This window comes from Nocardia terrae, from assembly GCF_009760405.1.
Classification (GTDB): domain Bacteria; phylum Actinomycetota; class Actinomycetes; order Mycobacteriales; family Mycobacteriaceae; genus Nocardia; species Nocardia terrae.
Genome location: NZ_WRPP01000002.1, coordinates 1,052,201 through 1,070,545, shown reverse-complemented (window position 1 = coordinate 1,070,545; position 18,345 = coordinate 1,052,201). Strand labels below are relative to the sequence as shown.

The following is an 18,345-nucleotide window of genomic DNA, read 5'->3' as shown; positions in this document are numbered from 1 at the left end:
TCCGGCATTCGGCTCGCGGACGACACCCGTTGGCCGTCAATGATCCTTCTCGTTGCCCCGATTGGCCGTGGACGGGCCGCACTGACAGAGTGGACGGCATGCGTGAACAGCGGCTCGGGGACGGTTTGACGGTGTCGGCGGTGGGACTGGGGTGCATGGGCTTCTCCCAGGGCTACGGGGAGGCCGACGACGCGGAGTCGACCGCGGCCATCCGCGCGGCGGTCGAAGCCGGAATCACCTTGTTCGACACGGCGATGAGTTACGGGCGCGGCCACAACGAGGAGCTGGTGGGCCGGGCGCTGGCGGGGACCGAGGTGGCGATCGCCTCGAAGTTCGGGATCGTGCGCACCGAATCCGGCGTCGGACTCGACGGCAGGCCCGAGCACGTGGCCGGATACTGCGAGGCGTCGTTGGCGCGGCTGGGCCGCGAGGTGATCGACGTGTACTACCTGCACCGCATCGATCCGCAGGTCCCGGTCGCCGAAACCGTCGGCGCGATGGCCGAATTGGTCGCCGCCGGGAAGGTGCGCCACCTGGGCATCTCCGAGGCGACCCCGCAGCAGCTGCGCGAGGCCGTCGCGGTGCATCCGATCGCGGCCGTGCAGTTCGAGTGGTCGATGCTGTGGCGCGAACCCGAGCGCGATATCGTCCCGGTGGCCCGCGAACTGGGCGTCGGCCTGGTGGCCTACAGCCCGCTCGGGCGCGGGCTGCTCACCGCCACACTCGATTCCAGCACCGTCGCGACCAGCGACTTCCGCCGCAACGACCCCCGCTTCCAGGGTGAACACCTCGACGAGAACCTGGCCCAGGTGGCGGCGCTGCGGGAACTGGCCGCGCGCCTGGATATTTCGGCCGGACAGCTGGCCCTGGCCTGGCTGCTGGCCCAGGGCCGCGACGTGGTGCCGATTCCCGGTAGCCGCCGCGCGGCGCGCATCCTCGAGAACGCCGCGGCCGCCGCGATCGAACTCGGCGCCGAGGATCTGGCCGAGCTCGACAAGCTGGTGCCCGCCGAGGGCTGGTCGGGCGACCGCACCTCCTTCGCGGTCCCCTCGACCACGCGCGGGGGCAGCTAGCGTCCGGCGGCGGGCCGGTAGAGCAACGTCATCAGGCTCAGACCGGCCAGCGCGCCCACGATCTGGGCCGCGACGAAGGCGGGCACCGAGGCCGGGGCGATACCGGTGAACGAGTCCGACAGCATGCGGCCCAGGGTCAGTGCGGGATTGGCGAACGACCCCGAGCTGGTGAACCAGATCGCCGAGCCGATGTAGGTGGCCACCGCCACCGCGGCCACCCGGTGTCCGTGCCGGCCCGCGGCGAAGCCGACCGCGATGAGTCCGGCGGCGGCGAGGATCTCGCCGAGCAGATGTCCGCCGGTGACCCGGTGATGGGTCGCGATCTGCACCGCCGCACGGTCGAACATGGCGTTGGCCAGCAGCGCGCCGAAGACCGCACCCCCGCACTGGGCGCCGATGTACGCGCCGAGCTCGCGGGTGCCCAGCCCGCTGCGGCGGCGCCGCCCGCCCAGCCAATCCGCCAGCGACACCACCGGATTGAAGTGCGCCCCCGAGATCGGGGCGAACGCCAGGATCAGCACGGCCAGACCGAACGCGCTGGCGGTCGAGTTCTCGAGCAGCTGCAGGCCGATGTCACCGGGCGAGAGCTGCTCGGCCGCGATGCCCGACCCGATCACGACCGCCGCCAGCACCGCGGTCCCCACGAACTCCGCCACCGCACGCCGTCCCAGCGATATCCCGGCCGCGAACGACGGGGTCTGGTCGGGGGCGGGATCGATCATCGGAAGTTCGCGCGTGGACACCCGCTAACGGTGACAGACCAGCGCTTTTCCGTGACCACGCGAGGGCAACATATATGAAATATCGTGTTTGAGATCCGTGACCGCTCCAGATCGTGCGGGACTCGGGCACTTTCGACCGGACGTGCGGCGAGGCCCCCAGACGTGCCGGATCTATTCGACCCCGCCGGTGCCGATATCGGGGAGTCCTTCGGTGATGCGCAGGCGGTCGGCCATGGTGGTGAGCAGGTTCTGGGATTCCTCGCTCAGGTCGTAGGCGCGGGTGGACAACTCGCGCAGGGTGTGGAATTGCAGGCGCGACAGCAGCACGTAATCGGCGTCGGTGGCCGAGCGGTGGGCCTCGCCCGCGAAGTAGCCGGGGCGCACGCGGAAGTAGCGGGCCAGGGCGGCGATGGTTTCGCGGGAGGGGTCGGTGCGCAGGCCCGAGCGGAGTTGGCTGAGGTAGGGCTTGGAGATGGGGTGGCCCCAGGCGGTGAGCTGGGCGGCGACCTCGCCGTTGGTGTGCGGGCGCTCGCCGGGGGCGGTGTCGAACAGGGCGTTGAGGCGGGTGGCGAACTCGGGGACCGCTGCCGGAGTGGGGGTGCGGGTGTGGTCGAGTTCGGCGGCCCGGCGCGGGATGCGGGCGTAGAGGCGGTGCAGCGCGGGCTCGTTCAGCGAGGACTGCTCGAGCAGTTCGGCGATGCGGGCCACCAGGTCGGGGGCGTCGTCGGGGCTCATCGGTCCGCCTCCTTGCCGTCGAGGCCGGACATCCAGCCGTGGTCTCGTTTCATTCGGGCCCAGCGTTGTTCTACCGCCTTGACCGACGGGAACCCGAACAGGTGCGCGATCTCGCTGCCGCGCAAGCCCATTGCCTTGCCCCACACCAGTCCGCGGTCGCGGTCGCTCAGCCCGGCCAGGCGGCTGCGGAAGGCCAGCCGGTCCACCACCGATCCGGCGACGTCCTCGGTGGAGGCGATCACGTCCATCAGGTTCGGGCCGTCCTCGGTCACGATGGCGACCGTGCCGGTGGCCTGGTACTGGTACAGGTCCCCGGTGCGGCGGCTGCGACGGAACTGCTCGACGAAGGCCAGCACGCACGCGCCGATGAAATAGCTGGCCAGGCTCGCGCCCAGATCGGGATCCCAGCCGTCGCCGTCGACGGCGTTGCGGCGGAAGCGTTCCAGGGCCCGGGTGACGGTCTCCTGCACGAAGTCCTCGGCGAAGCGGGTCTCCACCAGCACCCGTTCCTGCGGGGTGGGCCGCAGCGGCATCCGTTTCTGCTCGGCCACACTGAATATCCACCCGCTGCGGATCCACGGACCCAGTACCGCCAACCCGTGGCGAACCAACCTGTCCGCCAATAGTTTCCAGGCGGGCCCCTCGAACCCGGCCTTGCGGACCAGCTCGAACAGCTCATGTTCGACCGCACATCTCTCAGGATCGGTCATGTCGTCGGTGTCCTCACCCTGCACCTCCTGATCGCTGACGAACACGTTATAGGGGTGGCAAATGCGCCGCCCCTCTTTCAGCTAATGGCCAGTATCCGCGAGGGCGTAAATCGCTCCTTGACAGCCACTTTGATGTAAAGGCAGCATTTACATATGAGTGACGTACCGCACAGAGACCCCACCGACGAGCGGGTGGTCCTGGCAAAACTGTTGTCCACCAATGCCGAATTCCTCGCCGAGGTGCTGCGGCCCGCCGAGGGGAAACCGGTCCCGTCGGTGCTGGCGGCGCTGCGCGCGGCCCGCAGCCTCGACGGCGTCGTCGACGACGTGCTGCGCTCGCTGGTGCGCCAGGCGCGCGACGAGGGCCGCACCTGGGCCGAGATCGGCGAAATCTTCGGCACCTCACGACAAGCCGCCTTCCAGCGCTTCGGCGGCGCGGGCGCCGGATTCCCGATTCCCCCGGTTCCCCCGATCCCGCCGATGCCGGAAATGCCGCGCATGCCCATGCCCGAGATGCCGCCGATGCCCGAACCGCCCGACTGGTCGAAAATGCCTGGCATGCCCAAGCTTCCGGGCATGCCGAACATGCCGTGGCCCTTCCGTGGCCATGAACACCACGGGCCCGGCCCCCACGGCCCCGACCAGCACGGACACCGGCACCCCGGACCGATGGGCCCGGCCGCCGGCCGCGACCCGCACGGCGACGAGCCCGGCGAATGAGCGCGGCGGCCGGGTCCGGCATCGAGGCCGTTTCGTCCGAGCGCTGACCCGCCGTCCGCCGGGCGACGCGCCCGAGCAGGCGGATTCGCGCGAAGCGCGGCTGGTGCGGGCGGGCGTCGGCAATAATGCTGGTCGCCTGATCAATTCACTGCCCGCAGGATGAGGAGTCCCATGCGCGCGTATACCCGCCGCCATGCCGTGGCCGCCGTCGCGGTGGCCGCGACCGCTGTGCTCGCGAGCGCCGCGCCGGCTACCGCGCGGCCCGCGCCGCAGAGCCTGCCGGGGTTGGGCGCGGACTTCTCCTGGGGTGTGGCCGCGGCCGGGTTCCAGAACGAAGGCCATGCGCCCGACAGCAATTGGCGACGCTACGTCGCCGCGCATCCGGATTACGACCCGTACGGCGACAGCGTCGACTTCTACGACCGGTACGCCTCCGATATCGCCCTGGCCAAGGATCTGGGGGTGAACACCTACCGCCTGAGCGTCGAGTGGGCGCGGGTGCAACCGCAGCCGGGGGTGTGGGACGAGGACGGATTCGCCTTCTACGACAAGGTGATCGCGGCCGTGCGGGCGGCGGGCATGCGGCCGATGATCACCCTGGACCACTGGGTGTATCCGGGGTGGGAGGCCGATCGGGGCGGCTGGGGCAATGCGGGGATGGTCGAGGATTGGCTGGCGAACATGCGTGCGGTGGTCGATCGCTACGCCTGGGCGGATCCGATGTGGGTGACCATCAACGAGCCCTTCGCCTACATCCTCAACGAGGTCCGCAACGGCGGGCTGCCCGCGGGCGAGATCGCGACCATGCAGGCGCGACTGGCGCAGGCGCACAACGGCATCTACGACTACATCCATGCCCGCCAACCCGGGGCGATGGTGACCAGCAATGTCGCCTACGTGCCAGCCGCGGACCCGATCGTCAACGGCGGCATGCTCGCTCTGATCGCGGCCAAGCTCGATTTCGTGGGCATCGACTACTACTACGGGCTCTCCCCCGAGGTGGCCGACCGGTACAGCGCCTTCGCCGCCTCGCAGCTGTGGAAGCTGCCGTTGCAGGCCGACGGCATCTATTACACGCTGCGCCATTTCGCGCAGCTGTTCCCCGGCAAGCCGCTCTACATCGTCGAGAACGGCATGCCCACCGACAACGGCGCGCCCCGCGCCGACGGCTACACCCGCGCCGACGACCTGCGCGACACCGTCTACTGGCTGCAACGCGCCCGCGCCGACGGCATGAACGTGATCGGCTACAACTACTGGAGCCTGACCGACAACTACGAATGGGGTTCCTACGAACCGCGTTTCGGCCTCTACACCGTCGACGCCCGCACCGACCCCGCCCTGACCCGCCGCCCCACCGACGCCGTGGACGCCTACCGCGCCATCACCCACGACGCCGGTGTCGGGGCCGGATACCTGCCCACCCGGCCCCCGGCGGGCTGCTCGCTGGTCGACGCCCTCGACAGCTGCGCCGATCCGGTCACCGTCCCGCGGTAGCCCCGAACGTGCTCGACCACACCCAGATTCGCGATCCGCTGCGGCCCAGTCCGCTGCGCGGGGCGCGCGGGACGACGATGTCGCGGGCGAGCGGTGCCAGGGCCGCCACGATCTCGTCCACGAGTTCCCCGGGCACCTCGGCCACGGTCAGTGCCGCGACCAGATGCCGCACCACGCGGTCGAAGTGGCGGCGGGAGATGCCCAGTCCCCGATGCACCTGCCGCATCGAGGCGCCGGTGTAGACGGCGGGCCCGCCCAGCACCGTCGAGAAATACTCGACCTGGCGGGCTTTGAGCCGGTCGAGGTCGACACGTGCGAAGAAGCCGGCCAGATCGGCGTCGGCGCAGACGCGCCGGTAGAAGTCGTCGACCACCGCGGTGATGGCGGGGGTCCCGCCGATTCGGTCGTAGATGCTGGGCATGTGCGCTTCCTTCTCTAGCTGGTTGCACCGGACTGTGACTCCCCCTCCTGGAACCGCTTGGGCCACAGGCCGGTACACGACTCGAAGGTAGGCCGCGCCGGTGGCGCCGCGACACCGCCGCTCCCGCGCGGACCCCCATCACGGCTGGTGAGAGCCTCGCAGCGGTTTTCCGGACCGGAAAAAACGAGCCCCGACCGGCGGCTCGGCCGCCGAATCGGGCACCGCGACACGCCCTCGGCTGCCCCGGAATTCAGCTAACTGACAGCTACGCTCCGAATCGGGACATTCCGACCACCTGTCCCCGAGGAGGAGCCCCGATGCGCAGACGCCTGCACGCTCTCGTCCTGGCCGGGCTCGCCACCGCCGCGACGCTGCTGCCGGTCGCGAGCGCCCACGCCACCCCCGCCACCCCGCCCGCGGCGGGCACGCGCGGCGGACTGGGACCGGAGTTCCTGTGGGGTGTGGCCGCGTCGGGATTCCAGTCCGAGGGCCATGCACCCGACAGCAATTGGATGCATTACATCGACGCCAACCCAGGCTGGGACCGCTACCGCAATTCCATCGACTTCCGCTCCCGGTTCCAGAGCGATATCGCCCTGGCGGCGAGCCTGGGGACCAAGGTGTTCCGCATCGGCATCGAATGGGCGCGCCTGCAGCCCGAGCCCGGGGTCTGGGACGAGGCGGGCTTCGCCTTCTACGACCAGGTCGTCGACGACATCGTGGCCAACGGCATGGAACCCATGCTGACGCTGGATCACTGGGTGTATCCGGGCTGGGAGGCCGAGCGCGGCGGGTGGAAGAACCCCGACATGGTCACCGACTGGCTGGCCAACGCCCGCAAGGTGGTCGACCGCTACACCTCGCGAAATCCGGTGTGGGTCACCGTCAACGAACCGGTCGCCTACATCATGCACGAGGTCCGCCAGAACGACACCGACGCCGATCAGATGCTCGACAAGGTCGCCCAGGTGCACAACCAGATCTACGACTACATCCACCAGGTGCAGCCCAAGGCGCTGGTCACCAGCAATGTCGGCTATGTGGCGGGCGCGGAGTCGCAGGTCAACGGGCCGCTCATGGACCGCATCGGCGACAAGCTCGACTTCATCGGGGTGGACTACTACTTCGCCGTCGACCCGCCCAAGTCCACTACCGTGAACCTGCCCGACGGATCGGCCGCACCGCCCGTGGGCATGTGGGAGCTGCCGATCCGGCCCGAGGGCATCTACTATGCGCTGCAGCACTATTCGCAGAAGTTCCCGGGAAAACCGCTGTGGGTGGTGGAGAACGGGATGCCCACCGAGAACGGCAAGCCCCGCCCCGACGGCTACACCCGCTCCGATCACCTGCGCGACACCGTCTACTGGCTGACCCGCGCCAAGGCCGACGGCATGAACGTCGTCGGCTACAACTACTGGAGCCTGACCGACAACTACGAGTGGGGTTCCTACACACCGCGTTTCGGCCTCTACAGCGTGGATGCGCTCACCGATCCGAATCTGACGCGCAAGGCCACCGACGCGGTGGACACCTACCGGCAGATCATCACCGCCTCGGGTGTGCCCGCGGCCTACGAGCCGGTGCGTTTCCCCGCCGAGTGCCATCTGGTCGATCCGCCCGCCAGCTGCGACTCCCCCGTCACCGTTCCGACCGCGGTACCGGCACCCTGATCGGCGCGGGCTCAGCGGTCCAGTTCGCGCACGGCGCGCTCGATCTCCTCGACCAAGGTGGCCCCGCCGACCTCGTGGGCCGCGGCCCGGAACCGGTCGCGGAAGCGATCCAGGTCGTAGCCCACGCCCTCGCCGGTGTACTCCGCGCCCGAGGCCTCGCGCACGGCGCGGATCATCTCGTCGGCCAATGTCCCGATGTGGCTGCGGATCAGCTTGCGCAGCACACCCGACAGGGCGATGTCGGTGCCCACGTCGTAGAGGATGAGCGCGCCGGAGAGCATGGCCGGTTCGGGCACGTGCCAGCGCTCGCCGCGGCGTTCGAGGTATCCGGCGCCGATCAGGTCCTCGAGGATCTCGGGTCGGCGATCGCCGAGCAATGCGGTCAGGGCTTCGTCGTCGAGGACGGTGCCGGTCTCGGGGTCGCCGCTGTAGCGCGGGTCGAAGACCTCGCGCCAGTCCCCGTCCCCGGGGACCTCGGCCTCGAAGACCTCCCGGATGGCGTCCAGGCGCAGCCCGCGCGCCTGCATGGTGGTGATCGCGCGCAGTCGTTCCAGGTGTTCGGGTCCGTAGACCGCCTCCTTGCCCGCGCGTCCGGGCTTGGGCAGCACGCCGACCGAGTGGTAGTAGCGGATGGTGCGGGCGGCCACGCCGCTGAGTTCGGCGAGTTGCAGGCGGCTGTATCGGTCCACGCGAACAGCATAGATACCGCAACCGGCCAACGTTGACAGTTGCCACTGTCGGCGTTAGCGTAACCGCCGCCACACTGTCGACGACGACACAGGGAGAATCCATGACCCAACGCGACACCGATTTCGACGTGCTCATCGTCGGGTCCGGATTCGGCGGCAGTGTGAGCGCGCTGCGCCTGACCGAGAAGGGTTACAAGGTCGGGGTGCTCGAGGCCGGTGCGCGCTATGCCGATGACGAGCTGCCCGAGACCAGCTGGGATCTGAAGAAGTTCCTGTGGGCGCCCAAGCTGGGCTGCTACGGCATCCAGCGCATCCATCCGCTGCGTGATGTGCTGATCCTCGCGGGCGCGGGCGTCGGCGGCGGCTCGCTCAACTACGCCAACACCCTCTATGTCCCGCCCGCGCCGTTCTTCGCCGACCCGCAGTGGCGCGAGATCACCGATTGGCACGACGAGCTGATGCCCTACTACGAGCAGGCCCGCAAGATGCTCGGCGTGGTCACCAACCCGCACATGACCCCGGCCGACGAGGTCTTCAAGCAGGTCGCCGAGGACATGGGTGTGGGTGACACCTTCGTGCAGACCCCGGTCGGGGTGTTCTTCGGCGAGGCGGGCAAGACCGTCGAGGACCCGTACTTCGGTGGCGCGGGCCCGCGCCGCACCGGGTGCATCGAATGCGGCGAGTGCATGACCGGCTGCCGCCACAACGCCAAGAACACGCTGGTCAAGAACTATCTGTATCTGGCCGAAGCCGGTGGCGCGCAGGTGTTCCCGATGACCACGGTCGACACGGTGCGCCCGCTCGAGGACGGCTCCTGGCAGGTGGAGACCGTGCGCACCGGGAGCTGGTTCCGCAAGCAGCCCAAGACCTACACCGCCGAGCACGTGATCCTGGCCGCGGGCACCCGCGGCACCCAGAAGCTGCTGTTCGCCATGCGCGACAAGGGCGTGCTGCCGAAGTTGTCACCGCGATTGGGTGTGCTGACCCGTACCAACTCCGAGTCGATCGTGGGCGCGGCCACCCGCAAGGTGAACCCGGACATCGACTTCACCCGCGGTGTGGCCATCACCTCCTCGATCCATCCCACCCCCGACACCCACATCGAGCCGGTGCGCTACGGCAAGGGCTCCAACTCAATGGGCCTGCTGCAGACGCTGATGGTCGACGGCGGCGGCAAGATCCCGCGCTGGCTGCGGTTCCTGTGGACGGTGCTGCTGCACCCGCTGACGCTGCTGCAGTTCATGTCGGTCAAGAACTGGAGCGAGCGCACCATCATCTCGCTGGTCATGCAGCACCTGGACAATTCGATCACCACCTACACCAAACGCGGGCTGTTCGGGCGCAAGCTGACCTCCAAACAGGGCCACGGCGAACCGAATCCGACCTGGATCCCCGTCGGCAACGCGGTCACCCGCAAGGTCGCCGACAAGATCGGCGGCGTGGCGGGCGGCTCCTGGGGCGAAGTGTTCAACATCCCGCTGACCGCGCACTTCCTGGGCGGCGCGGCCATCGGCGCGGACGCCGAGCACGGTGTCATCGACGCCTACCACCGCGTCTACGGCTACCCGACCCTGAGCGTGGTCGACGGTGCGGCGGTCTCGGCGAACCTGGGCGTGAACCCGTCGCTGACCATCACCGCCCAGGCCGAACGCGCGGCGGCCATGTGGCCCAACAACGGTGAACTCGACACCCGCCCCGACCAGTCCGCCGGCTACACCCGTATTGCACCGATCGCACCCAAGCAGCCGATGGTCCCCGCGACCGCCCCCGCCGCCCTGGTCCTGCCGATCGTCGAGATCCGCAGCGGCGGCACCGAATCCACCCCCGCCTGAGATCCCCCCGAACGCCGGCCGCCGGTCCCTGAGGACCGGCGGCCGGTTCGTCTGCGCGCCACCCCCGATGCAGGTCCCACCGCACCACCGCGGTCAGCGTGCACCGGCACCCCGAGCAGCGGCCACCTCGCACGCGATAGCGCCGAGTGGCACACACTGGAGGTGGATTCGGGAAAAGCCGCTCCAGGATGTGGCACTCGGCGCCATGGCGGGGCTGGGGTCAGCGGGCGTGGATGTGGGCCATGGGTGAGGTGGGGGGTGGGACGTCGCCGACGGGGGCGCGGAATTCCTGCAGGGCGGCAAGGACATCGACGTGGCGGGCGGCGTAGCAGCGGACCTGGGGCAGGGCGTGGGCGACCTCGCTGCGTTCGAGGGGTTCGGCGTCGATGTAGCCGACCTGGTCCAGGCCCACGCCGAGGGTTTCGGCGATGCGGGAGATGGCCGCGGACTTGCGGCCCCAGCCGACCTCGACGGCGGCGAAGCGCTCGGCCACCCCGTGGCGGCGCAATTGCTCTACCGTCCAGGCCCATTCGCCGCGCGAGGCGACGGCGTGCATGACGCCGCGCTCGTTGAGGATGCGCAGCGAGCGCGCCGCCTCGGCGCGCAGCGCTCCGGCGGTCGAGTCGCACACCACCCCGTCCCACAGGGTGTTGTCGCACTCCCACACAAGCAGTTTCACAGTTGCGGCGTTCATCGAGCCCCTACCAGTCAGCAACCATCCGGTACCAAGGGTGCCGGACGGTCCCCTCTTTCACGAACCGCCCTGCGCGTGCCATCGTAGGGTCTGTCTGGGCCAATGCACCAGCGCGGGGTCCACTTCGGAACGCTGAAGTTCCTATTTGCCTCCGGGTTCGGTGAGCGGATGTTCACCGCTGGTAGCGTCGAGTCCGGGCGGGACGGATCGGATGAAAGGGGCAATAGCCCATGCGGTGGCGCTGGAAACTCGCGGGTGGCCCGCCCGTGCTGGCACTGGCGCTGGTACTGACCGGTTGCGGCGCGGCCGAGGAGTCCGCGCCGGTGGTGGTGAGTTCGCTGACGCTGGCGCCACATTCGCCCACCCCGGCTCCCGGCCAGCCCACCGGCTCGGCCGCCCCCGTGGCCGCCCCGTCCCCGACCGCTCAGGCCGCGGTGGTCCCGACGGTCGATCCCTACCCCGACCAAGCCCTCATCGACCACACCGAGTGGACCGACGAGATCGACGGCCGCCGCCTGCACGTCTACCCCACCACCGCCGGGCGCAAGGACACCTACCCCGCCGCCCTGGACCGCGCCTGGTCCGAAGTCCTCACCTCCGCCCCCGACGCCGACACCCCCGGCATGTACGACCAATTCCGCTGCCACTGGGAATGGGCCCGCGTCGTGGCCCCCGACAAACCCAGCTGGAACCTCGAACCCTGGCGTCCCGCCGTCGGTTACGACGCGACGGTCGCGGCCTTCTGCAACCCCGGCGGCCCCGAGCGCTAGCGGCGGCCCGATCGTGGTTCGGGTCGATCGATCGATCCGCACCCGATCCCGAGTCGAGCCCGTGCGCGGGCACCACAGCGCACCGCGCGCTGCATCGTTCTGGTCGGTAACGAAGGGGTACCGGCGAAAGTGGTTGGGTGCGAGAACCTTCGAGCGGGTCGGTGATTGTGCGTATCGTTGGTGAGGTCCAGCGCGAACTCCTTGGGAGGGAGGGCACCGGTGCGCGCCTCCGCACCTGCGGCCTCTATACCCACGCCGCCCGCTGCTCGGGGATCGGCGGGGGCTGCTGTGCGCGGACTCTTTCCCGCCCTGGGTGAAACGTCCGATATTTACCTGGATTCGGCGTCGACGACGCAGAAGCCGCTGGCGGTGATCCGGGCGGTGCACCGGTATCACACCGAGCGCACCGCCAATGCCGGGCGCGGCACCTATCCGTGGGCGACGAGTTTGAGCCGCCGGCTCGAGCAGGTGCGCGAGGCGATGGCGGGGTTCATCGGGGCCGCACCCGACGAAGTGGTGTTCACCGGCGGGTCGACGGCGGGGTTGAACGCGGTGGCGTTGTCGTGGGGGTTGACGAATCTTCGGGATGGGGACGAGATCCTCTACAGTCCGCGCGATCATGCGTCGAATGTGTATCCCTGGCATCATCTGCGCCGGCTGCTGGGCGGGTTCGGGCGCGAGATCCGGTTGGTGCCGTATCGGGTGACAGCACTGGGCGAGGCCGATGTGGAGGATGTGGCGGCACGGGTCAGCGAGCGCACCCGGTTGATCACGGTGGGGCATCTGCATCATGTGTTCGGGGCGTTGAGCACCCTGGAAGAGTTGCGCGGGCGCATCGATCCGCAGATCGCGCTGTGTTTCGACTGCAGCCAGTCCGGCGGGCATCTGCCGGTGCGGGTGCAGGAGCTGGACGCGGATTTCGCGGTGTTCTCCGCGCACAAGATGTTCGGTGCGCCCGGCACCGGGGTGCTGTACTGCCGCCGCCGACGCCACGGGGAGCTGGCGCCGTTTCTGCCGGGCGGCAATTCGGCGGTGTCGCTGGGTGATTCGGGGCTGCTGGGCGGGTCGATGCCGCAGCTGCTCGAGGGCGGCACCCACAATCTGCCCGGCATCCTGGCCCTGGGCGCGGCCCTCGAGGTGCTGGGCGAGCTGGGCCTCGAGTCCATCGCCGAGCACAATCGGGCGCTGACGCAACGGCTGATCGCCGGGCTGCGCGCGATCGCGGGCGTGGAGTTCCTGCCCGGCCCCGCCCATGCCCCGTGCGAAACCGGCTACGGGATCGTGTCTTTCACCCTGGCCGGGATCAGCGCCACCGATCTGGGTTTCGTGCTCAGCGAGCTCGGGTTCCTGGTGCGCACCGGCGCGCACTGTGTGCCCGCCGACGATGTGCCCATGGACGAGGACTCGGTGCGGGTTTCGGCCCACGTCTACAACACCTTCGACGAGATCGACCGGTTCACCGAGTGTGTCGCCACGATTGCCGAGGAGGTCTCTTGACTACCAGCGGCCCCGAACCCCGCTACGACCGCCGCGCCGCCTCCCGGGTGCTGGCCGCGCTGGCCCGGCCCGGGCTGGGCGCGCCCGCGGTGCTGCCGCCGCCGCGGCGCATCGAATACACGTGCGCGCCACTGCAACCCGAGCCGGGCTCGCATCTGACGATGTCGCAGCGACTGTATCTGGAGCGGTTCATGCGGCCCTGCCGCGCCGATCAGGTGACCAGCGCCAGCCATCGCATCGCCTGGACCGACAGCGACGGCATCCCCAACACCGGGCATTTCCGGGCCGGGGGCCTGGGTCCGATCGTGCCGATCGCGATGCGCGAGACGGTGCTGACGCTGTGGCACGCGCTGCAGGCCGATACCGCTCTGGCCCAGCGCATGTCGCAGCTCAGCGCCCGCGACGAGGCGGTGCTCGAGGGCACCACCACCGATCACGAGCCGTTCGAGATCTTCCGGGTGGGCATCGAGGCGGCCGGGCGCGCACTGGCCCAGCATGCGCTGCTGGCGCGCTGGACCCCGTATCGCAGTCCGGCCGAATTCGCGGTCGGGATGCGGGATTCGGGGATCTATTCGGCGGTGGCGACCCGCTGGTATTGGGAGCTGCAAGCCTCGAGCTACCGGCGCGGCATGATCGCGGTGACCCTGGCCACCCAACCCGATGGGACCGTGCGGTATTCGGCGGAGACGGTGGCGACGCTGCGCGCGATGAAGGACATGACCATCGAGGACGCGCACCGGGTGATGCGCCGCGCCACCCTCGTCGAGGGGCTGAGCGTGCCCGAGGCCATCGCCAAGTACCACGACGAGCTGGATCTGATCTCGCGCCAGTACGCGCTGCTGGCGCCGGGCACCCGCCCGGCGTGCCTGGCCGCGATGCCCCATCAGCTCGACGGCGAGCACTACAGCATCCTGCCGGTGGTCATCGACAAGTTCACCGACGCGTTCACCCGCATCGTGGACCGGGTCACCGTCGCCGAGGTCGCGGCCGACACCGGTTCGGACACCGCCGAACTCGGCGCCGAGGACCGCGTCTTCTACGTGCCCGACATGACCTGCAAGCACTGCATCCGCACCGTCACCGGGGTGCTCGAGTCGATGAGCATCGGGGTCGCCGAGATCGATCTGGTCAGCAAGCGGGTGATCGCCGAGTTCCGCAGCCCCCGCAACCGCCACCGCGCCTTCGAGGCGCTGCGCGACAGCGGCTACACCCCGACCCTGGTCACGCCCGCGCCCGCCGCCACCGAAACCGCGGTATGAGCGCTGCCGCGCCGCCGGGACTCCCGGCGAAGATGCATGCGCTGGTGCGGGCGTTCCTGGCCGAGCCGGGCGCGGTCCACGCCGCGGTGGCGCAGTTCGGGGCGCCGGCGCATCTGGTGTTTCCGCAGGTGTTCGCCGAGAACCTGGAGCGGTTGCGGGTGGAGTTGGCGGCGCGGGTGGCGGGGTTTCGGATCTGCTACGCGCACAAGGTGAATCAGTCGCGGGCGTTCGTCGAGGTGGCGCAGGCGGCGGGGGTGGGCATCGATGTCGCCTCGGCCGCCGAGCTCGACAGTGCGCTCGGCTCGGGATTCGCTCCGGGGCGGATCGAGGTGACCGGACCCAAGGGCGAGGGGTTGCTGGCGCGGTTGGTGGGCAGTGGGGTGACGATCAATGTGGACAATGTGTGGGAGCTCGAACGCATTGCCGCGCTGGCGGGTCCGGGGGTGCGGGTGCCGGTGCTGGTGCGGGTCAGCGGGTTCGCGGGGACTCCGGTCAGCCGGTTCGGGGTGCCGGTGGCGCGGCTGGAGGCGGTGGTGAAGGTGCTGGTCGCCGAGCGGGAGCGGATCGAGTTCCGCGGGTTCGCCTTTCACCTGGATTCGGGTGAGCCCGCCGAGCGGGTGCGGGCGGTGGAGAGTTGCCTGATGTTGACCGAGCAGGCGTACGCGGCCGGATTGACGCCGTCGGTGCTCGATATCGGGGGCGGGTTCCGGCAGGTGTTCACCGCCGACGCGGCGGCGTTCGATGCATACGTGCACGCGCTGCGGGAATCGCTGTTGGGGCGTGGGGAGCCGATGACCTGGGGCGGCAACACTTTCGGGTTCCATCTCGAGGACGGCGCCGTGCACGGGACACCGGTTTTTCACAAATATGCCAACATTGTGGATGCCCGGACGATGCTGGCCGATCTGCTCGATACCGGGCTGGAGGCGCACGGGGGCCGCACGATCGCCCGCATCGCCGCGGAGAACCTGCTCGACATCTGGCTCGAGCCGGGCAAGGCTCTGGTGGATCATGCCGGAATCACCGTGGCGCGGGTGGAATTCGTGAAGGAGACCGCCGACGGGTCGACGCTGGTGAATCTGGATCTGAGCCGCGACACCGTGACCCCGGCCGATCAGGAGGTGATGGTGGATCCGATCCTGGTGCCCGCCGGGATGAACCCCGGCGCGGATGACGGTGCGGTGGGGGTGTTCCTGGCCGGGCGGTTGTGCCTGGAGCGGGATCTGATCACCAATCACAAGGTGTGGCTGCCGCGGTGCCCGGCGCCCGGGGATCTCATCGTGTTCCCCAATACCGGCGCTTATCACATGGATTTGTCGGCAGCGCGCGCATCGATGCATTCGGTGCCACCGAAATTGGCGGTGGTGCAACGGTCGGGGACGTTCACGGTGTGCCGTGACGTCGACTACCGGCACGAGGGGGCTTGATGCGCTACGACCACATCACCGAACTGATCGGCAACACACCGTTGTTGCGGCTGGATCCGGCCGTGCACGGGCTCGCGCACGTGGAGCTCTACGCGAAACTCGAGTTCTACAACCCGTTCGGGTCGGTCAAGGACCGGGTGGCGTGGGGGATGATCCGCGACGATCTCGACGACATCGTCGCCCGCAAGCAGAGTTTCATCGAGGCGTCGAGCGGCAATACGGCCAAGGCGTTGCGGATTCTGGCCGCGATGCACGGGGTCGGGTTGCGCGCGGTCACCAATCGGATCAAGGTCGCCGAGGTGCGAGAGCTGTTGGCGCTGTTGGGCACCGACATCGAGGAGCTGCCGGGGCTGTCGGAATGCCCGGACCCGACCGCGCCGAACGACGTGTACTCGGTCATCGAATCGACCATGGCCCGCACGCCGGGCGCCTGGTATCACCCCTCGCAGTACACGAGTGAGAAGAACATCGAGGCCCACTATCAGGGCACCGGGCGTGAGATCCACGAGGATCTCGCCCGTGACGGCATCACCCGCGTGGACTGTCTGATCGGCGGTCTGGGCACCACCGGCTCCACGCGCGGCACGGCGACGTTTCTGCGCAAACACAATCCGGATCTGGCCACGGTCGCGGTGGTCTCCGAGCGCGGGGACTTCATTCCCGGCATCCGTTCGGAAACCGAGATGTGGGATGTGGGGTTGTTCCAGCCCGAGTTCTACGACCGCATCATGGCCATCGAGGCCGGGCGCGCGGTCGATGCCACCCTGGAATTGGCCACCGCCCACGGCGTGCTGGCGGGCCCGACCAGCGGCGCGACCTATGCCGCCGCCCTCGAACACCTGCGAGCCCTGCCGCCGCAACCCGATCCGCTGGTGGCGGTGTTCATCGTCTGCGACCGGCTCGAACCGTACCTGTCCTACATTCGCAAACGCCGCCCCGAACTGTTCGGCAAACCCGGCCGCGCCCCGGCCCCGACCCCGGCCGAACTGTCGGCGACCCCGGCCCTGTCCCCCGACGCCCTGGAATCCTTGGACCGCACCGCCCGCCCCACCATCGTCGACACCCGCGGCGCGATGGCCTACCGCATCGCCCACGTCCCCGGCGCGCTCAACATCCGCGACGACCAGCTCGACGACATGCTCACCCAGGGCGTCCCGTTCTCCCGTTCCCGCCCAGTCGTTTTCGTCTGCCCCGTCGGCGAGGTCTCCCTGCGTTTCGCCGCTCTGGCCCGCCGCGCCGGCTACGACGCCTTCAGCCTGGCCGGTGGTATCACCGCGTGGCGGGATGCGGGCAAACCGATGGAGTCCTCCCCCCGCCCCGACTGACACGCAACCGCGGCACGAACATCGACGCCCTGCGGTGAACGGCTTCGTCCGGACACGACGCTGTCGTCGCGCAGCAGCATCGGCGCGTGGAGATGATCCGCCTACCCGGGAAGTTCGAGCCGGTCGGCCACGTGATTCAGCGGTCAGATGTGCAGCGACGCTGGGGGCATGGCATGCAGCACCCACCACAGGCCCGCGCCCGCGGCGAGGGTGAAAGGTGCTGCCAGCAGCATCTCGCCCGCGTCGCGTTTCCACACGGCCACGAGCAGCGACTCGAGCAGGGAGGTCAGGATCGCGAGGGCGATCACGCCGAGGGCCAGCCAGGTGGCGGATGGATGGTGGCCCAGTCGGCCGAGGGTCCCGGCGAACAGCAGGACGGGCCCGATGGCGAAGACGGCCCACAGGAAGGCCGGCAGCATCAGTTGGATCGTGTGCTGTGAAAGGTCCACCGGCACTTCGCCGTCGAGGACATCGCGGCGGGCCGCGCAGGGATCCCGCGCACAGCACCGGGCTGTCATCGGTCCGGTAGTCGTACAGGACTGCCCAGGCGAGGTAGAACGGCACCGGATGCGAGTCCTTGGACCAGTGCGCCACCGCCCGCGCCAGCGTGTATCCGAGCGCCGCGAGCGCCAGCCGTCCCGAGCGCGCGCGAATGGCCAGCACGATGAACAACGGTGTGGTCAGCAGTCCGCACGACCACACCGGGACCAGTGCCAGCACCCAGCTCAGCCAGCCGGGATATCCCCGCCTGCCCGCCCCGAAGATCATCAGCCGATGGTAGGGCCCCGCGTCGACACCTGCTCCCGACGCCGGGACGAGACCGGCGGGCGGCTGCGGGCTGTTCGCGCTGTCGGCGCCGCAGCCGGTGCTTCGCCGCAGGTGAGCGCGGCGTCAAACGGGCTGCGGGCCAGTGGAAACGGGAGCGGGTCGGCGGTTTCGCCGGTGACGCGATAGGGTGCGCGGGGTCCAGTTCAGTAGTCGGGCAGGGAGTTTCACCATCAGCATCGAGCGAACCGCGGGGTTGCCCGTGGGCCTGCATGTCACCCGGACGATCTGTAATGCCGTGACGGCGTTGTGTTTCGGGGCGGGGGTGGTGGCCATCCTGGTGGGGGCCTATTCCGATGCGGAGTCGGATCTGAAGCTGGTCGGGGTGGGTTTGTGGGTAGTGGCGCTGATCGCGCGGATCGCGGTGTTCGCGATCTCGCGCTCGCGTTCGGGGCACGCCGAGTAGCCATCGGGTGCGGGCGGCGCTGTTCGCCCGTGGCGAGCCGATGCCGGGATCGCCGGGTGCGGCTGGCACGATG

18 protein-coding genes and 1 pseudogene are annotated in these 18,345 nt (G+C 69.5%); 12 read left to right on the top strand and 7 right to left on the bottom strand.

Translation table 11 applies throughout. From position 1 onward, the window contains the following. Positions 1-98: 98 nt before the first annotated feature. Entirely contained in the window at positions 99-1,073 is a 975-nt protein-coding gene (locus GPX89_RS14950; protein WP_198347437.1) for an aldo/keto reductase, read from the top strand. Here GPX89_RS14950 and GPX89_RS14945 read toward each other — a convergent pair. From GPX89_RS14945 to GPX89_RS14935, 3 genes are all read right to left on the bottom strand, one after another. Further along, the gene (locus GPX89_RS14945; protein ID WP_328601839.1) at positions 1,070-1,816 is read right to left on the bottom strand and encodes an MIP/aquaporin family protein; all 747 of its coding nucleotides are present in this window, start codon (positions 1,814-1,816) and stop codon (positions 1,070-1,072) included. The two genes, GPX89_RS14950 and GPX89_RS14945, sit on opposite strands and share 4 nt — an antisense overlap. A gap of 150 nt (positions 1,817-1,966) precedes the next feature. After that, a complete protein-coding gene (locus GPX89_RS14940) occupies positions 1,967-2,347 on the bottom strand; it encodes a helix-turn-helix domain-containing protein (protein ID WP_157388277.1) in 381 nt (126 codons plus the stop codon). A 179-nt stretch (positions 2,348-2,526) separates the two neighbouring features. Beyond that, positions 2,527-3,240, bottom strand: a complete 714-nt coding sequence (locus tag GPX89_RS14935; protein WP_157387997.1) for an RNA polymerase sigma factor — start codon at positions 3,238-3,240, stop codon at positions 2,527-2,529. A 153-nt stretch (positions 3,241-3,393) separates the two neighbouring features. Here GPX89_RS14935 and GPX89_RS14930 point away from each other — a divergent pair, with 153 nt between their 5' ends. After that, positions 3,394-3,960, top strand: a complete 567-nt coding sequence (locus tag GPX89_RS14930; RefSeq protein ID WP_157387996.1) for a hypothetical protein — start codon at positions 3,394-3,396, stop codon at positions 3,958-3,960. Between the two features lie 171 nt (positions 3,961-4,131). Then, entirely contained in the window at positions 4,132-5,457 is a 1,326-nt protein-coding gene (locus GPX89_RS14925; protein ID WP_157387995.1) for a family 1 glycosylhydrolase, read from the top strand. 61 nt (positions 5,458-5,518) lie between these two features. On the opposite strand, the pseudogene GPX89_RS14920 reads toward GPX89_RS14925, so the two are convergent. Then, positions 5,519-5,878: pseudogene (locus GPX89_RS14920) on the bottom strand (group I truncated hemoglobin); the annotation flags it as partial. Between the two features lie 317 nt (positions 5,879-6,195). Here GPX89_RS14920 and GPX89_RS14915 point away from each other — a divergent pair. Further along, a complete protein-coding gene (locus GPX89_RS14915; protein ID WP_157387993.1) occupies positions 6,196-7,548 on the top strand; it encodes a family 1 glycosylhydrolase in 1,353 nt (450 codons plus the stop codon). Positions 7,549-7,559: 11 nt separating this feature from the next. Here the strand turns inward: GPX89_RS14915 and GPX89_RS14910 are convergent, their stop codons facing one another. Further along, the gene (locus GPX89_RS14910) at positions 7,560-8,237 is read right to left on the bottom strand and encodes a MerR family transcriptional regulator (RefSeq protein WP_328601838.1); all 678 of its coding nucleotides are present in this window, start codon (positions 8,235-8,237) and stop codon (positions 7,560-7,562) included. Between the two features lie 101 nt (positions 8,238-8,338). Between GPX89_RS14910 and GPX89_RS14905 the strand changes: the two genes are divergently transcribed. Continuing rightward, positions 8,339-10,069 (top strand): GMC oxidoreductase, encoded by a 1,731-nt coding sequence (locus tag GPX89_RS14905; RefSeq protein ID WP_157387991.1) that lies wholly within the window; start codon positions 8,339-8,341, stop codon positions 10,067-10,069. A gap of 220 nt (positions 10,070-10,289) precedes the next feature. On the opposite strand, the gene GPX89_RS14900 is transcribed toward GPX89_RS14905, so the two are convergent. Further along, a complete protein-coding gene (locus tag GPX89_RS14900; RefSeq protein ID WP_157387990.1) occupies positions 10,290-10,763 on the bottom strand; it encodes an HAD family hydrolase in 474 nt (157 codons plus the stop codon). Between the two features lie 230 nt (positions 10,764-10,993). Here GPX89_RS14900 and GPX89_RS14895 point away from each other — a divergent pair, with 230 nt between their 5' ends. From GPX89_RS14895 to GPX89_RS14875, 5 genes are all read left to right on the top strand, one after another. After that, positions 10,994-11,533 (top strand): DUF2599 domain-containing protein, encoded by a 540-nt coding sequence (locus GPX89_RS14895; protein ID WP_157387989.1) that lies wholly within the window; start codon positions 10,994-10,996, stop codon positions 11,531-11,533. 288 nt (positions 11,534-11,821) lie between these two features. Next, complete coding sequence (locus GPX89_RS14890) at positions 11,822-13,030, top strand: aminotransferase class V-fold PLP-dependent enzyme (protein ID WP_328601837.1); 1,209 nt, start codon at positions 11,822-11,824, stop codon at positions 13,028-13,030. Continuing rightward, the gene (locus GPX89_RS14885; protein ID WP_157387988.1) at positions 13,027-14,289 is read left to right on the top strand and encodes a heavy-metal-associated domain-containing protein; all 1,263 of its coding nucleotides are present in this window, start codon (positions 13,027-13,029) and stop codon (positions 14,287-14,289) included. The genes GPX89_RS14890 and GPX89_RS14885 overlap by 4 nt, the downstream gene beginning before the upstream one ends. Continuing rightward, on the top strand, positions 14,286-15,716 hold the full coding sequence (locus GPX89_RS14880) for a type III PLP-dependent enzyme domain-containing protein (protein ID WP_157387987.1): 1,431 nt from the start codon (positions 14,286-14,288) through the stop codon (positions 15,714-15,716). Before GPX89_RS14885 ends, GPX89_RS14880 begins: the two co-directional genes overlap by 4 nt. Beyond that, entirely contained in the window at positions 15,716-17,041 is a 1,326-nt protein-coding gene (locus GPX89_RS14875; RefSeq protein WP_157387986.1) for a pyridoxal-phosphate dependent enzyme, read from the top strand. The genes GPX89_RS14880 and GPX89_RS14875 overlap by 1 nt, the downstream gene beginning before the upstream one ends. A 143-nt stretch (positions 17,042-17,184) precedes the next feature. Here the strand turns inward: GPX89_RS14875 and GPX89_RS14870 are convergent, their stop codons facing one another. Beyond that, positions 17,185-17,460, bottom strand: coding sequence for a hypothetical protein (locus GPX89_RS14870; protein WP_157387985.1), 276 nt, complete (start codon positions 17,458-17,460; stop codon positions 17,185-17,187). Positions 17,461-17,693: 233 nt separating this feature from the next. On the opposite strand from GPX89_RS14870, the gene GPX89_RS45450 reads away from it, so the two are divergent. After that, entirely contained in the window at positions 17,694-17,822 is a 129-nt protein-coding gene (locus GPX89_RS45450; protein ID WP_268893295.1) for a hypothetical protein, read from the top strand. Positions 17,823-18,068: 246 nt separating this feature from the next. Further along, on the top strand, positions 18,069-18,272 hold the full coding sequence (locus GPX89_RS14865) for a hypothetical protein (RefSeq protein WP_157387984.1): 204 nt from the start codon (positions 18,069-18,071) through the stop codon (positions 18,270-18,272). Positions 18,273-18,345 lie beyond the last annotated feature (73 nt).

Bases quoted from the DNA above. Each gene is read 5' to 3' on its own strand.
- GPX89_RS14950 (WP_198347437.1), top strand. From the start codon at position 99: ATGCGTGAACAGCGGCTCGGGGACGGTTTGACGGTGTCGGCGGTGGGA.
- GPX89_RS14925 (WP_157387995.1), top strand. From the start codon at position 4,132: ATGCGCGCGTATACCCGCCGCCATGCCGTGGCCGCCGTCGCGGTGGCC.
- GPX89_RS14880 (WP_157387987.1), top strand. From the start codon at position 14,286: ATGAGCGCTGCCGCGCCGCCGGGACTCCCGGCGAAGATGCATGCGCTG.
- GPX89_RS14905 (WP_157387991.1), top strand. From the start codon at position 8,339: ATGACCCAACGCGACACCGATTTCGACGTGCTCATCGTCGGGTCCGGA.
- GPX89_RS14895 (WP_157387989.1), top strand. From the start codon at position 10,994: ATGCGGTGGCGCTGGAAACTCGCGGGTGGCCCGCCCGTGCTGGCACTG.
- GPX89_RS14915 (WP_157387993.1), top strand. From the start codon at position 6,196: ATGCGCAGACGCCTGCACGCTCTCGTCCTGGCCGGGCTCGCCACCGCC.
- GPX89_RS14900 (WP_157387990.1), bottom strand. From the start codon at position 10,763: ATGAACGCCGCAACTGTGAAACTGCTTGTGTGGGAGTGCGACAACACC.
- GPX89_RS14875 (WP_157387986.1), top strand. From the start codon at position 15,716: ATGCGCTACGACCACATCACCGAACTGATCGGCAACACACCGTTGTTG.
- GPX89_RS45450 (WP_268893295.1), top strand. From the start codon at position 17,694: ATGGCCAGCACGATGAACAACGGTGTGGTCAGCAGTCCGCACGACCAC.
- GPX89_RS14935 (WP_157387997.1), bottom strand. From the start codon at position 3,240: ATGACCGATCCTGAGAGATGTGCGGTCGAACATGAGCTGTTCGAGCTG.
- GPX89_RS14930 (WP_157387996.1), top strand. From the start codon at position 3,394: ATGAGTGACGTACCGCACAGAGACCCCACCGACGAGCGGGTGGTCCTG.
- GPX89_RS14870 (WP_157387985.1), bottom strand. From the start codon at position 17,460: ATGCTGCCGGCCTTCCTGTGGGCCGTCTTCGCCATCGGGCCCGTCCTG.